This is a genomic window from Neobacillus niacini, assembly GCF_023715785.1.
Classification (GTDB): domain Bacteria; phylum Bacillota; class Bacilli; order Bacillales; family Cytobacillaceae; genus Neobacillus; species Neobacillus niacini_E.
Genome location: NZ_JAMBOX010000009.1, coordinates 1 through 14,720 on the forward strand (window position 1 = coordinate 1; position 14,720 = coordinate 14,720).

Consider the following 14,720-nt stretch of genomic DNA (forward strand, 5'->3'; position numbering starts at 1 on the left):
AATAGCTTCTCTTCTTAGAGTTGGTCAAAAATGGATCGAAACCTAGGGGTGGAGCTGGGGCCTTGACAGTTTCGTTCATATCAGGAGGCTCCCAGGCACGCCCGCGGAAAGCGAAGTGCCTGGAGCGTAAATCAACAGACATATCGAATAGTTTTGATTAACACCATTATAACAAATTAACGCGGTGAATTGTTAAAGTTGTTATATAAAATAAAGGCTGTCGAAAGTTTCTCGACAGCCTGACTGCCGTTCCCCGGCAGTTTTCTTTCGCGGCCGGTAATAATCATTTGAATCAACCTATTACAACTGTTATGATGATGTTATATAGAGGTTTAAAGGAGTGAATTCAATGAGCATGGATTTTAATATTTTTATGAATGATGTTGTCCGCCAGGCACGTCAGGAAATTTCGGCTGCCGGCTATGAGGAGCTAAAGACACCAGAAGAGGTGGAAGAAGCTTTATCGAAAAAAGGAACAACTTTAGTCATGATTAATTCCGTTTGCGGCTGTGCCGGCGGTATCGCCCGTCCTGCGGCATCCTATGCCATACATTATGATAAGCGCCCTGATCATCTTGTCACGGTTTTTGCCGGACAGGATAAAGAGGCAACTGAAACAGCACGCAGCTATTTCACTGGCTACCCACCATCCTCACCATCATTTGCCCTGTTAAAGGACGGCAAAATTTGTTCCATGGTGGAACGTCACCAAATAGAGGGCTATGACCCGGCAACCGTCGTTGCTAAGCTGCAGCAGGAATTTGAGAAATACTGTGAAGAAGTCTAATCCATTAATATGCCAATCTCCTTCTTGGAGGTTGGTTTTTTAATGGAAAAAATTACTCGAAAAAAATTTCGGCGAATTTTTAAAAATATATTTGCATAATTATGTTCATGTGTTAAAATTCATTACATTGAATAATTATTAATTTATCAATCTACTAAACTTCAGGGGGAAAACGAGATGAAAAAAGGTTTAATTTTATTATTAACTTTGATGTTGACGATCGGCGTACTTGCCGCTTGTGGCACTAGTGAGAAAGCTGGCAAAGCCAGTGGCGATAAAAAGGTTTTGGTAATGGCGACTTCTGCTGACTATGCACCATTTGAATATATCGAAACAGAGAAAAGCGACGAGATTATCGGATTTGATGTTGATTTAGCAAAAGCAATCACCAGCAAGCTTGGTTATGAACTTGAAATCAAGGATATGGAATTCAATGGCTTGGTTCAAGCTCTTAAGTCAGGGCAGGCAGACTTTGTTTTGGCAGGGATGACTCCTACCGAAAAAAGAAAGAAAAACGTGGATTTCAGCGATATTTATTATACAGCACAGCACATGATCGTCTCTAAGCAGGATAGCGGGATTGAGTCCATTGAGGATTTAAAAGGCAAGACTGTCGGTGTTCAGCTTGGATCGATCCAAGAAGGAAAAGCAAAAGAAATCAATGAAAAAGTAGCGCTTACTATCCAGGACCGCAACCGGATTCCGGAATTGATTCAGGAGATCAAGTCAGGCCGATTTGATGCTGCGATTATCGAGGACACTGTTGCCAAAGGCTATTTCGCGAATGATAAAGACTTAAAAGGCTTCACATTGAGCGATGACCCGGAGGAAGCCGGTTCAGCCATTGCATTCCAGAAAAATAGTGATTTGACTGAGAAATTTAATGCTGAATTAAAGAAAATGAAAGAAAACGGTGAACTAGACAAATTAGTAGTGAGGTGGTTTGGCGGCGAAAACTAAAAAACATGACTGGGAGACGTTTGGGAAAGCTAATTTTACCAGGCGTCTCTGCTATTTTTTTATGAAAGGAAGGTACATCGATGAATTTGGATTTTATGCAATTCATTCCCTCCTTGCCCTATATTTTAAAAGGAATAATGATTACATTGAAAATTGTTATTCTCGCAGGGGTTTTGGGGTTTATCTTTGGCATTATCTTATCTCTTTTTAAAATTAGTTCAATTAAAGCTCTCGGCTGGTTCGCCGATATTTATACATCCATTTTCCGCGGTACACCGCTCGTATTGCAGTTGATGTTAATATATTACGGTTCACCTCAAATTTTTGGCTATCAAATTGAGCCATATGCGGCGGCTGTATTATCATTTGCGCTCAATTCGGCAGCTTATATTTCCGAGATTATTCGGGCCGGCATCCTTGCTGTGGACAAAGGCCAGCAGGAAGCGGCGATGGCTCTTGGTGTTCCGTACAGAAAAATGATGTGGGATATCATCCTGCCACAGGCGCTTAAGAATATCCTGCCGGCATTAATGAACGAATTTATTACCTTAACAAAGGAATCGGCTATTGTGACAACCATCGGGGTCATGGATATTATGCGCCGTTCTTATCAGGTCGGTGCTGAATATTATTCCTATTTTGAGCCATTAATCATCGCTGGGGTGATTTATTACTTAATGGTCATTACCCTGACGTTCCTCGGAAAAGCGCTGGAAAGGAGAATGAGACGCAGTGATTAAGGTAGAAGGCTTGCATAAATCTTACGGTAAATTGAAAGTTTTAAAAGGAATTTCCACGACAATTAAGACAGGTGAAGTTGTGGCGATTATTGGGCCGTCGGGCTCCGGGAAATCGACCTTTCTCCGCTGCATGAACCTCCTTGAAGCGCCAACTAGCGGAAGAATCTGGGTTGGAGACCAAGAGGTAACTGACCAAAAAACAAATATCATGAAGGTACGGCAAAATGTCGGCATGGTGTTTCAGCATTTTCACCTATTTCCACATAAAACGGTTCTGCAAAATCTTACTTACGCCCCTATTAAGGTTAAAGGACTGGCAAAGGCGGAAGCGGAAAAATTCGCATACGAATTGCTAGAAAGAGTAGGATTATCAGATAAAGCAAATGAGTATCCGACAAGATTGTCCGGCGGGCAAAAGCAAAGGGTAGCCATTGCTAGAGCGTTGGCCATGCAGCCGGAGGTTATGCTGTTTGATGAACCAACCTCGGCCCTGGACCCCGAGATGGTCAAAGAAGTACTGGAAGTCATGAAGTCACTGGCACATACGGGCATGACGATGGCGATTGTAACCCATGAAATGGGCTTTGCCAAAGAGGTAGCGGACCGTGTCCTGTTTCTCGATGGCGGCGTGCTTGTGGAGGATGCTGCACCGGAAGAATTCTTTACAAAACCAAACAGCAAACGGGCTCAGGAATTCCTGGAAAAAATGCTCTAAAAAATGTATTAGAGGAGGCCGATGGAACCATACTAAGGGGAAAAAGGCAGGTTGATAAACATGATCAAATTCTTTTTGTCAATCCTGATTGCTTCCCCGCTTTGGCCACTCGGGCCAAACCCTCTACCTGGAGATCCGTTTGTCATTGTCAATAAAAGTAATAACGAACTGGCATTGATTGAGGATAACAAGGTCCAAACAGTCGTAAGTGTCGGGACTGGCAAAACCCAGGAATTAACGCCGGAAGGGTTGTTTACCATCATCGTCAAAGCGAAAAATCCATACTATCGAAAGAAGGACATTCCGGGAGGGGATTCCCGTAACCCGCTTGGATCAGCATGGATTGGTTTTGATGCTCAGGATACCGACGGCAGGACTTACGGGATTCATGGCACCAATCAGCCGGCTACAATCGGAAAATATGTTTCACAAGGGTGTATCCGTACACAAAATGAAGTGATTACTTCGCTTTATCCATTAATTCCATTAGGAACAAAAATATTGATCACATCTTCCGAAAAATCGTTTGAACTGTTGGCTCGTGAGCACGGGGCCATTCAATAAAAAGCAAAAGGGATTGTTCACAGTGAACAATCCCATTTTATATTTACCGGATAAATTGGCCAATTCCAATCAGGAGGGTCGAAGCAAGCATGGCGATTAGCATTAAATAAACAACAATTTTTCTATGTTTCTTTTTAGACATTATAAGAAACCCCCTTAAAACAAGCTTTCTTTTATTTTACTAGGAAAAGCCTAATCAAACAACGGAAGAACCTTCACAATATAGGAAGGATTTATGAACTTTTTCCCGAATACAATAATTGTCTAATAAATGTTAATATTGAAACAGAGGGGTAACTATGATTAAAAAAGTGGATCACATCGGTATTGCTGTTAAGTCATTAGAGGATTCACTTCCGTTTTACACGGAGGTGCTCAAACTGCCGTTATTAGCCATTGAAGAGGTGCAAAGCCAGCAGGTTAAGGTAGCATTTTTGCAAGCAGGCGAAACAAAGCTTGAATTGCTTGAGCCGATGTCGGCGGACAGCACGATTGCCAAGTTTATTGAAAAACGCGGCGAGGGCATCCATCATGTGGCGCTCGGGGTTGAATCCATTGAGGAAAGAATTGCAGATATGAGGGAACAAGGCATTCGCATGATAGATGAAGCACCAAGGCCGGGTGCCGGCGGGGCTGATATTGCTTTTATGCATCCTAAGTCGGCACATGGCGTCCTAGTAGAACTATGCGAAAAGAAAGGAAAGAAGGGGTAATGGGATGGACATCTATGAAAAAATTAACGAATTGTATGATAAACGAAGAGAGGTGGAGCTTGGCGGCGGGGACGAACGGATTGAAAAACAGCATGAAAAGGGAAAATTGACCGCACGCGAACGGATTGAACTGCTTGTGGATAAAGACAGCTTTGTTGAATTAAATCCGTTTATTGAACACCGCACCAATGATTTTGGATTGGATGAGCAGAAAGGGCCGGGGGATGGTGTTGTAACAGGCTACGGGAAAGTGAATGGCCGGCCAATTTATCTATTCTCTCAAGATTTTACCGTGTTTGGCGGTGCCTTGGGGGAAATGCATGCCAAGAAAATCGCCACAGTTATGGATTTGGCCGCCAAAAATGGAACACCGTTTGTTGGGCTAAATGACTCTGGCGGTGCGCGGATTCAAGAAGGGGTAGTCTCTCTTGACGGTTATGGCCACATTTTTTTTCGTAATTCGATTTATTCCGGCGTGATTCCACAAATTTCCGTTATTATGGGGCCTTGTGCCGGAGGGGCCGTATATTCGCCTGCAATAACTGATTTTGTGTTTATGGTGGAAGAAACCTCCCAGATGTTTATTACTGGTCCAAAGGTAATTGAAACGGTGACCGGTGAAAAAATCAGCGCGGAGGACCTCGGCGGGGCGCGCGTACATAACACGATCAGCGGTAATGCCCACTTTAGTGCTGCGACAGAGCAGGAAGCGTTACAGCAGGTTCGCAATCTATTAAGCTATTTGCCGCAAAATAATGAAGAAAAGCCACCGCGGCTGGATGTGGCTGAAGCTGACGATTATCGTCCGGATCTGACGGATGTGATTCCATTTGATGCAGTTCGGCCTTATGATGTTCGGACAGTTGTAGAGCAGGTGGTCGACCAAGGTTCATTCATGGAAATCCAAAAGGATTTTGCCCGAAATATTGTCGTAGGCTTTGCAAGAATCAAAGGTGAAACAGTCGGGCTTGTTTGCAACCAGCCTAAGGTAATGGCCGGCGGTTTGGACATTGATTCCTCCGATAAAGCGTCAAGGTTTATTAGAACCTGTGATTCTTTTAATATACCAATCATCACATTTGAGGATGTTACCGGTTTCTTCCCGGGTGTAAAGCAGGAGCATGGGGGCATCATCCGCCACGGGGCCAAAATTTTATATGCCTATTCGGAGGCGACCGTACCAAAGCTGACGGTTATTTTACGAAAGGCATATGGGGGTGCTTATGTAGCACTGAATAGTAAGTCAATCGGTGCAGACCTTGTTTTTGCTTGGCCGAATGCCGAAATCGCGGTGATGGGTCCGCAGGGTGCCGCCAACATCATTTTTGCCAAAGAAATTCAAAACAGCGATAATCCCGAGCTGGTCAGACAGCAAAAAATTGAGGAATACCGTGACAAATTTGCCAACCCGTATGTGGCGGCATCCCGGGGCATGGTCGATGATGTCATTGACCCACGGGAAACGAGAATCAAAATTGTTCAATCGTTGGAAATGCTTCGTAATAAAAAAGAGTCACGTCCATATAAGAAGCATGGGAATATACCTTTGTAATATTTTTCTGAAGGCAGGTTATTTTAGCCTGCCTTCATTGATGGCATGAAAAGTAAAAGGTATACTAAAATAGTGAGTAGTACATATTAATGGAGGTTTTGACACAATGGTGAATCAAGAACGTCTTTTAAATGAATTTTTAGAGCTAGTCCAAATTGACTCAGAAACAAAATTTGAGACTGAAATCGCCAATGTATTAAAGCAAAAATTTACCGATTTGGGTCTCGATGTTTTTGAAGACGATACAACGGCTGTGACAGGACATGGCGCCGGCAACTTAATTTGTACACTTCCGGCGACGAAGGAGGGTGTCGACCCGATATATTTTTCCTGCCACATGGATACGGTAACACCGGCGAAGGGTGTAAAACCGTCGATCAAAGATGGCTATGTCGTGACTGATGGTACAACAATCCTCGGTGCCGATGATAAAACCGGTATTGCGGTCATGCTTGAAACCATCCGGTTGTTAAAGGAAAACGATTTGCCGCACGGTTTGATTCAATTCGTCATCTCTGTCGGCGAAGAATCCGGTCTGCTTGGCGCAAAAGCGATCGACCCTTCGTTATTGAAGGCAAAGTATGGTTATGCACTTGACAGCGACGGATTGGTCGGTAACGTTGTGGTTGCCGCGCCAACACAAGCTAAAGTCAAAGCGGTTATTTACGGGAAAACCGCCCATGCCGGGGTTGCACCGGAGAAAGGCGTGTCCGCGATTACAATCGCTGCTAAATCAATTGCCAAAATGCCACTAGGCAGAATCGACCATGAAACAACTGCCAACATTGGCCGTTTTGAAGGCGGGCAGGCGACGAATATTGTTTGCGACCGTGTCGATATTTTAGCGGAAGCACGTTCCTTAATACCTGAAAAAATGGAAGCCCAGGTTGCGAAAATGAAGGATGCATTTGAAACAGTTGCTTCTGAAATGGGCGGCAGAGCCGAGGTTGATGTACAAGTCATGTACCCGGGCTTTAAGTTCGGCGAAGGCGACCATGTAGTCGAAGTTTCCCGTAAAGCAGCGACAAAAATCGGCCGCAGCTGCGAGCTGCAGCATAGCGGCGGCGGCAGCGACGCCAACGTATTTAATGGGTTCAACATTCCAACCGTAAACCTTGCTGTCGGCTATGAAGAAATCCACACGACTAACGAGCGGATGCCGCTTGAAGAATTATATAAGCTCGCGGAAATGACGCTGGCGATTATCGATGAAGTGACAAACCAATAATACATGGAAGAGGAGCCTTTTCTGCGGGGCTCTTCTTTTTTTGATATACTAAAAGTGTAAGGAGGTGGTTGTTAGGTGAAGGAAATGTATCCGAAAAACGGCCGCGTCATTTTGCATGTCGATATGAACAGCTTCTATGCTTCGGTGGAGATGGCTTACGATCCAACGCTGAAGGGGAAGCCGGTTGCGATAGCCGGTAATGTTGAGGAACGGCGCGGGATTATTGTTACCTGCAGCTATGAGGCGCGGAAGTTTGGCGTGAAAACAACGATGCCGCTTTGGGAAGCAAAAAAGCTTTGTCCCCAACTAATTGTCAAACCGCCTAATTTTGATCGCTATCGTGCTGCCTCAATGGGGATGTTTGAAATACTTAGACACTATACCCACCTTGTTGAGCCTGTGTCGATTGATGAGGGCTATATGGACATTACAGACAGCTTTGAGTTTGGCAGTCCGATTGAAATTGCCCAAAGCATTCAAAAACGGATTCTGGAACAGCTTGATTTGCCGTGCAGCATCGGCATTGCCCCCAATAAATTTTTGGCGAAAACGGCATCCGATATGAAAAAGCCGATGGGAATCACGATATTACGCAAACGGGATATTCCGGCAAAACTCTGGCCGCTCAACACAAACGAGATGCATGGGGTCGGCAAAAAGACATCCGAGAAGCTAAAAACGATTGGGATTCACACAATTGGCGAACTGGCAAAAGCAAATGACATCCAGTTAAAAACATTGCTTGGAATAAACGGAACTCGTTTGAAGGAGCGGGCAAATGGAATTGACCAACGCCCTGTAGACCCGGAGGCCATTGAGGAATTTAAAAGCATCGGCAACTCAACCACTCTTCCTAGAGACGTTACCAATCAACAGGAACTATTTCATGTCCTTGAATCATTGGCAGAGACCGTATCCGTTCGGCTAAAGCGTAAAAATGTTTTAGCCACAACAGTCGGCATTACGATCCGCTTTAAAGACCGCAAGACCATTACAAGAAGCAAGAAAACTGCAAATCCAATCGGCAGCAAAGACGAGCTTGCGCTATTCGCCAAGGAGCTTTTTCTAAAGAATTGGAACGGCGATCCTGTACGCTTGTTGGGAATAACCGGATATGATTTGATCGAACACGACCATGCCTATAAACAGTTGGATTTATTTTCTTTTGAAAAAGAAGCCAAGAAGGAACCGCTGCTAAAAACGATTTCCACACTACGCGAAAAGTACGGTAAAACCATTATTGAAAATGCCGGCTCCCATCAGGTTGACCCGAATCATAAAATTGGAACAGCCACCAGCTTTAACAAGGATTTTCTACGTTCCTTACCCGTTACAAATGAAGAAGACTAAAAGCTCCAGCTTGCCTAGGAAAAAGCAAGATGGAGCTTTTATGATTACTTACAAACATCAACATCCAGGTCAGTAACAGGCCACCAGAAGAAACCGTCCTTTTCCAATAGCTCATCCGCTTCCTTTGGCCCCATCGACCCTGATTGATAATTCGGAAATGCCGCTTTTTCTTGTTCCCAAACGGCGGAAATTTTATCGACAAATGCCCAGGAATAGGCGACCTCATCCCAATGGGTAAAATTAGTGGCGTCACCACGCATGCAGTCGTAAAGCAATTTTTCATAGCCTTCAGGGGTATTCATTGCCTGAATCCCGGTGTTGGCGAAACTAAGCTTAACCGTTTGCGCTTCGAGATGTCCGCCGGCTTTTTTCGCGTTCAAGTGCAGGGTAATCCCTTCCTCTGGCTGGATATGAATGACCAGCAGGTTTGGATTCAACATTTTTTCCGTTTGATAATATAAATTCATCGGGATGTCCTTGAATTGAACAACAATTTTTGTTGTTTTGGTGGTCATCCGTTTTCCTGTCCGGATGTAAAAAGGTACCCCGGCCCAGCGGAAATTGTCAATCATGACCTTCCCGGCAACAAACGTTTCAGTATTGGACTCTTGATCGACCATCGGTTCATCGCGATATTTAGGAACTTCCTTCTCTTCAATCACGCCTTCCCCGTATTGGCCGCGGACAAAATAATTTTTCACCTCGTCACCTTCGATGGTTCTAAGTGACCGGAACACTCTTACCTTTTCAGAACGAACCTCGTCCGTCGTTAGGCTGATTGGCGGTTCCATCGCCAGCAGCGCGACCATCTGCAGCATATGGTTTTGCAGCATATCCCTTAATGCGCCGCTTGATTCATAGTACCGGCCCCGCTCTTCGACCCCGAGAACTTCGCTGGAGGTCACCTGTATATTGGATATGTACCGATTATTCCACAGCGGTTCAAAAATGGCGTTGGCAAAACGGATCACTTCGATATTGCGGACCATTTCTTTGCCTAAATAGTGGTCAATCCGATAAATTTCTTTTTCATCGAATGCGGTTCTGATTTGTTCGTTTAAAACTTTGGCCGATTCCAAATCATGGCCGAACGGTTTTTCAATGACCAGTCTTTTATAGCCTTTTACATCGGTTAGTCCATCCGACTTCAAATGCAGGGCAATGGGTCCAAAAAACTGCGGTGCCATCGCCAAATAGAAAATTCGGTTCCCCTCGAGCTGATAGTGGGCATCGATTTCGTCAGCAAAGTTTTTCAAGGTTATATAGGAATCCGAGTCGGCCACGTCATGAGATTGGTAATAAAAATGAGAAGCAAACTCATCAAGATTATCTTTCTCGCCCAAGGCTGCGGTGACTGAATCCTTAACAGATTGCTGAAACGAATCATTGGACAGGGTTCTTCTTGCGACACCGACGACAGCAAATTTATGTAATCTTCCCCGGTCATACAGCCTGTACAGGGATGGAAACAGTTTTCGTGTTGCCAAATCCCCAGTTGCCCCAAAAATCATAATCAATGAAGTTAAATTTTGTTCCATGGTTATGTACCTCTTTTCTAAAATCTACAGTTGCTTTATGTATTTTACATTAGATTTCACTATTTTAGCCAATAGCATGTATCGAGCAAACAGATTAAGTTTGTGCTATAGTTACCATAATGGAAATGGAACGGTTGAGAGAGGTGTTCTTTGTGGATGTGTTTTTTTTAGGAACGGGGGCTGGCATGCCGGCAAAGCTGCGGAATGTCACTTCCATTGCGTTAAAGTTATTAGAGGAACGCGGGGCGGTTTGGCTGTTTGATGCCGGTGAAGCCACCCAGCATCAAATACTACATACGTCAATTAAACCGCGGCGAATTGAAAAAATATTTGTGACCCATCTTCATGGCGACCATATTTACGGTCTCCCGGGGCTCTTATCCAGCCGTTCGTTTCAGGGCGGGGAATCGGAGGTCACCGTTTACGGACCGAAGGGGATAAAGGAGTATATTCATGTCAGCCTTTCGTTGAGTCAAACGTATTTGAAATATTCGTTGAAAGTTGTCGAAATTGACGAAGGTGTCATTTTTGAGGATGAGCAGTTTTTGGTCGAGGCTCGATTATTGGAACACGGCATTCCTTCTTACGGCTATCGTGTTGTGGAAAAAGATAAACCGGGGACGCTGTTGGCCGATAAGTTGAAGGAAGCGGGTGTCCAGCCAGGTCCGATTTTTAAAAGAATTAAAAGTGGGGAGTCTGTCGTTCTTGAAGATGGCCGGGTGATCGAACCGGGCGAGTTTCTCGGTCCAGCCCAAAAGGGTCGGGTGGTCACGATTCTTGGCGACACAAGATATTGCGAGAATGCGCTTGTGTTAGCGAAAGATGCTGATTTGTTGGTCCATGAGGCGACCTTTTCAAAAGGCGAAGAGCAGCTAGCGCATGAATATTTTCATTCGACAACAAATCAGGCTGCAAAAATCGCCTTAAAGGCGGGGTGCAAGCAGTTGTGTTTAACCCATATCAGCTCACGCTATGATCGAAATGCTTGGAGGGAATTGGTCGCCGAGGCCCAGGGGATTTTCCGCAATACCGAAATCTCTGAGGATTTTAAGGAAATTCATATTTCTAATAGGTAAGGCACCTACCCACGAAAGGTAAGTGCCTTTTCCGCCCCTAACTTAAATCCAACCCCGATCGTATTGTACAGGTACCTCAATTTCAACACCCAATTCTTTCGCAGCTGTCCGAGGCCAATAAGGGTCCCGTAACAATTCGCGGGCCAAGAAGACTAAATCGGCGCGATCATTTGATAAAATTTCCTCAGCATGTAGGGGGCTGGTGATTAACCCAACTGCGCCTGTCGGAATCTCCGCGCCATTTTTGATTGCCTCCGAATACTTAACCTGATACCCGGGATAAACATTAATACGTGCTGGTGCAACCCCGCCAGAGCTGACATCAATCAGGTCGACACCCTGCTCCTTCATCCAACGGGCAAAAATTATGTAATCGTCGGGCGTCAATCCTTCTTCAAGATAATCATGAGCGGAGACGCGAACAAATAACGGACCATTCCAAACCTCTTTCGTCGCGTCAATCACCTCACGCAGCAATCGATAACGATTCTCGGCAGAACCGCCGTACTCGTCAGTCCGTTTATTGGAAAGCGGCGACAGGAATTCGTTAATGAGATAACCATGGGCACCATGTATTTCAATCACATCAAAGCCGGCTCTAGCAGCACGAACCGCACCTTGTTTAAATGCCTTAACCGTCGCTAAGATATCCGCTTTCGTCATTTCCTTAGGCGTTTTATATTTTTCATTAAAAGCAATGGCAGAGGGAGCAAAAATGTCTCCTTCCAACTGTGCTTTCCTGCCGGCATGGGCTAATTGAATACCCGTTTTCGCGCCATGTTCTTTCATAAGTTCGACAAGCTCCCGCAACCCCTCAAGATGCTCATCACTCCAGATGCCCAAATCGCGGGAAGATATTCTTCCTTGGGGAACAACCGCTGTTGCCTCCACAATAATCAGCCCAACCTGGCCAACCGCTCGTGAAGTGTAGTGGGTGCGGTGCCAGTTTTGAACCTTTCCGTCCTCGTTATGGCTGGAATACATGCACATCGGCGCCATCACAATCCGGTTTTTTAATGTTACTCCCTTAATCGTATAGGGAGAAAATAATTTTGCCATTTGCTAACCCTCCTGACATTCTAACATCTAATAGTATAGCAAAAGGTTGCAAAATCATGTGAGATCCCGCCTGCTAGTCACGGTCCTTAAGCTCGCTCAAGCGGTAGGTGGTACCGCGCCAAACAATGCCTCCCCGTCTAAACGTTAAATAGCTGGCCCTGATAATCGAATAGATGAATAGCAACGCGGTTATAGGCAGGACAAGATATAGAATCGGAGAGAATACGGTCATCCGTTTAATAATCATGACATAATGAATTCCGCTTACAAGAATATTTCCAAGGCTAAGCAAGGCGATGGTGCTGCTTTCGGAAAATAGCATGATAAAGGGAAGGACGTTTGTGACAAATACGCCAAATATTGAAAAAAAGATCATGCCGACCTGATAGTTTAACCCTGCAAATGTATTTTTTTCAAGGCCGACAAAAGCCTCCCTTAAACTGCCATACCATTCGACTTCGATACATTCGAGGGCAGTCACAATTCTTTGGCGATACCCTTCCTGCTTCAGTCTCATTCCCAATTGTAAATCGTCATCCGGCCGCATTTTAATCCGTTCATGGGTGCCGAATGCTTCATAAGCTTTCTTTGACATCAGGTTAAATGCGCCGATTCCCGTTCCCATTTTCGACTTTGGATTATTTGCCTGCCAAGGCCGCTTAAAATAGGAAAAACCAAATAGAAAAAAGGCGACAAACGTCCTCAGCCAAAATTTCTTGGCATGTAGATTAGGGGCAGCAGTCAAATGGTCTAGCTGATGTTTCTCAAAATAATGAAGGGCTTTGGCAAAGGTTTCGTCCTGATACCTGACATCGGCATCTGTGAACAACAGCCACTTGCCAGCCGCTGCCTGCGAACCAGTATATAAGGCAAAATTTTTCCCAAGCCAGCCCTCCGGCAAATCACGAATATGGATTACTTTAATTCGCAAATCCTGTTTCGTAAGTTCATCCATAATATCACCGGTACCATCATCTGAGCGGTCGTTCACAAGAATCCATTCCACATTTTCATAGGTTTGCCCCAGTTGACTAAGAATGCTTGCTCTAAGGTGGTTCTCCTCATTTCTGGCAGCGACGATTACTGACAGCAACGGACCATTCGAAAGTACAGGTTCCTGTTGCAAAGAGTCAATCCTTCTTAAACCAATCGCTGCATCAATCACAAACACGATCCAAACAATGATTCCTAATGTAAACAAAATGATTAATACGGTTTCCATAAGCCCCAGCCCTTTTTCGCTAATAGGAAATTATAAAATTTTTACCAAATTTTATAATTTCCTAACGCATAAATTCAACTACGCCTCTGTCTTCGTCCTAACGGACTCGCCAATCGGCGAGTTTCCATTTAGCTATTTATATGATCGTTTCGTTTCAGGAGCTCTATTGAAACTAATTGCCAACCTTTAACGTTGAACACAACGCCTCGCCCATTCGTTTCGATTGGGCTGTGGCGGCTTTGATGCATGAAATGAATGCCTGCTGCATGCCGTGCTCCTCAAGGACGCGGATGCCAGCTTCTGTGGTCCCGCCTGGGCTAGTCACTTCCCGCCGCAATTGCTCCGGTGATTTCGAGGAATTCTTCACCATCTCCGCTGCGCCAATCAACGTTTGGACAATCAGTTCCTTGGCCATCCCTTTTTCAAGGCCAATTTCGACTGCGCTTTTTTCCATCGTTTCAATCAGATAATAGATGTAGGCAGGTCCGCTTCCGGACAGGCCTGTTACCGCATCCAGCTGCGACTCCTCCACAAACGCTGCCAATCCAACCGTGCCAAACAGCTGCTTTGTCATTTCCAGCTGTTGCTCGGAAACACGTTGATTCACGGCAATCGCCGTTGCTGATTTTCCGACCGCAGCCGATGTGTTTGGCATCGCCCGGGCAATCGAAAGCGATTTTCCTGCAAGCGCCTCAATACTATTCATTGAAACCCCGGCAAGAACGGACACGATGAGCATTCCCTCAGTTATATACTGACGAATAGACTCAATCGCCGAGGCCGCATCTTTTGGCTTCATGGATAACATCACAATATCCGCACCTGCAAAAACAGCGTCCAAATCATACGTGCCATGGATTCCATAACGTTCTTCCAGTGCAGCCAACCGCGCTTTATTTGAGTTATTCGTCACCCACACATTATTTCTATTTATCAATCCATTTTCAAGAATTCCGGAAATGAATGCTTCCGCCATCGAACCCGCGCCAACAATTGCTATTTTGTTCATGAAAATTACCTCCATTATATTTATGAAAAAACAAAAAGACCTCTCATCCGCAAAGGACGAAAGGTCTGATCTTCCGTGGTACCACCTTCATTGAATCCTTAACCATTCAAGGATTCACTCTAACACCGTTAACGCCGGAATACGTTAGGTTTGCCTAAATGCTCATAAGGTAGGTTCAATGCTCAAGCGGGCGGTGAAGCCTTTCAG

The 14,720-nt window shown here is 44.9% G+C and carries 15 protein-coding genes; 10 read left to right on the plus strand and 5 right to left on the minus strand.

Annotation, left to right across the window (positions count from 1 at the left end; genetic code table 11):
- Window positions 1-349: 349 nt before the first annotated feature.
- The 5 genes from M3234_RS16175 (at window position 350) to M3234_RS16195 (ending at window position 3,766) form a co-directional block, all read left to right on the plus strand.
- Complete coding sequence (locus M3234_RS16175) at window positions 350-787, plus strand: BrxA/BrxB family bacilliredoxin (RefSeq protein WP_262305715.1); 438 nt, start codon at window positions 350-352, stop codon at window positions 785-787.
- A gap of 177 nt (window positions 788-964) precedes the next feature.
- On the plus strand, window positions 965-1,747 hold the full coding sequence (locus M3234_RS16180; protein ID WP_262305716.1) for a transporter substrate-binding domain-containing protein: 783 nt from the start codon (window positions 965-967) through the stop codon (window positions 1,745-1,747).
- A gap of 80 nt (window positions 1,748-1,827) precedes the next feature.
- The gene (locus tag M3234_RS16185; RefSeq protein WP_066312511.1) at window positions 1,828-2,487 is read left to right on the plus strand and encodes an amino acid ABC transporter permease; all 660 of its coding nucleotides are present in this window, start codon (window positions 1,828-1,830) and stop codon (window positions 2,485-2,487) included.
- Complete coding sequence (locus tag M3234_RS16190) at window positions 2,480-3,202, plus strand: amino acid ABC transporter ATP-binding protein (protein ID WP_262305717.1); 723 nt, start codon at window positions 2,480-2,482, stop codon at window positions 3,200-3,202. The genes M3234_RS16185 and M3234_RS16190 overlap by 8 nt, the downstream gene beginning before the upstream one ends.
- Window positions 3,203-3,262: 60 nt before the next feature.
- Window positions 3,263-3,766: a L,D-transpeptidase gene (locus M3234_RS16195; protein ID WP_262305718.1), complete on the plus strand. Its 504-nt coding sequence runs from the start codon at window positions 3,263-3,265 to the stop codon at window positions 3,764-3,766.
- Between the two features lie 43 nt (window positions 3,767-3,809).
- Here the strand turns inward: M3234_RS16195 and prli42 are convergent, their stop codons facing one another.
- Window positions 3,810-3,908, minus strand: a complete 99-nt coding sequence (gene prli42 / locus M3234_RS16200; protein WP_156431281.1) for a stressosome-associated protein Prli42 — start codon at window positions 3,906-3,908, stop codon at window positions 3,810-3,812.
- A gap of 157 nt (window positions 3,909-4,065) precedes the next feature.
- On the opposite strand from prli42, the gene mce reads away from it, so the two are divergent.
- The 4 genes from mce to M3234_RS16220 all read left to right on the plus strand — a co-directional run bounded on the left by mce (window position 4,066) and on the right by M3234_RS16220 (window position 8,609).
- The gene (gene mce / locus M3234_RS16205) at window positions 4,066-4,479 is read left to right on the plus strand and encodes a methylmalonyl-CoA epimerase (RefSeq protein ID WP_262305719.1); all 414 of its coding nucleotides are present in this window, start codon (window positions 4,066-4,068) and stop codon (window positions 4,477-4,479) included.
- Window positions 4,480-4,483: 4 nt separating this feature from the next.
- Window positions 4,484-6,031, plus strand: coding sequence for an acyl-CoA carboxylase subunit beta (locus M3234_RS16210; RefSeq protein ID WP_262305720.1), 1,548 nt, complete (start codon window positions 4,484-4,486; stop codon window positions 6,029-6,031).
- A gap of 106 nt (window positions 6,032-6,137) precedes the next feature.
- A complete protein-coding gene (locus M3234_RS16215; RefSeq protein ID WP_262305721.1) occupies window positions 6,138-7,259 on the plus strand; it encodes a tripeptidase T in 1,122 nt (373 codons plus the stop codon).
- A 75-nt stretch (window positions 7,260-7,334) separates the two neighbouring features.
- The gene (locus M3234_RS16220) at window positions 7,335-8,609 is read left to right on the plus strand and encodes a DNA polymerase IV (protein WP_262305722.1); all 1,275 of its coding nucleotides are present in this window, start codon (window positions 7,335-7,337) and stop codon (window positions 8,607-8,609) included.
- Between the two features lie 44 nt (window positions 8,610-8,653).
- On the opposite strand, the gene zwf is transcribed toward M3234_RS16220, so the two are convergent.
- Window positions 8,654-10,147: a glucose-6-phosphate dehydrogenase gene (zwf, locus tag M3234_RS16225; RefSeq protein WP_262305723.1), complete on the minus strand. Its 1,494-nt coding sequence runs from the start codon at window positions 10,145-10,147 to the stop codon at window positions 8,654-8,656.
- 152 nt (window positions 10,148-10,299) lie between these two features.
- Between zwf and rnz the strand changes: the two genes are divergently transcribed.
- Complete coding sequence (gene rnz, locus M3234_RS16230) at window positions 10,300-11,223, plus strand: ribonuclease Z (RefSeq protein ID WP_262305724.1); 924 nt, start codon at window positions 10,300-10,302, stop codon at window positions 11,221-11,223.
- Window positions 11,224-11,265: 42 nt separating this feature from the next.
- Here rnz and namA read toward each other — a convergent pair whose 3' ends face one another.
- From namA to proC, 3 genes are all read right to left on the minus strand, one after another.
- Entirely contained in the window at window positions 11,266-12,282 is a 1,017-nt protein-coding gene (gene namA, locus M3234_RS16235; protein WP_262305725.1) for an NADPH dehydrogenase NamA, read from the minus strand.
- Between the two features lie 73 nt (window positions 12,283-12,355).
- Entirely contained in the window at window positions 12,356-13,504 is a 1,149-nt protein-coding gene (locus M3234_RS16240; protein ID WP_262305726.1) for a glycosyltransferase family 2 protein, read from the minus strand.
- A gap of 172 nt (window positions 13,505-13,676) precedes the next feature.
- Window positions 13,677-14,513 (minus strand): pyrroline-5-carboxylate reductase, encoded by an 837-nt coding sequence (gene proC / locus M3234_RS16245; protein ID WP_262305727.1) that lies wholly within the window; start codon window positions 14,511-14,513, stop codon window positions 13,677-13,679.
- Window positions 14,514-14,720 lie beyond the last annotated feature (207 nt).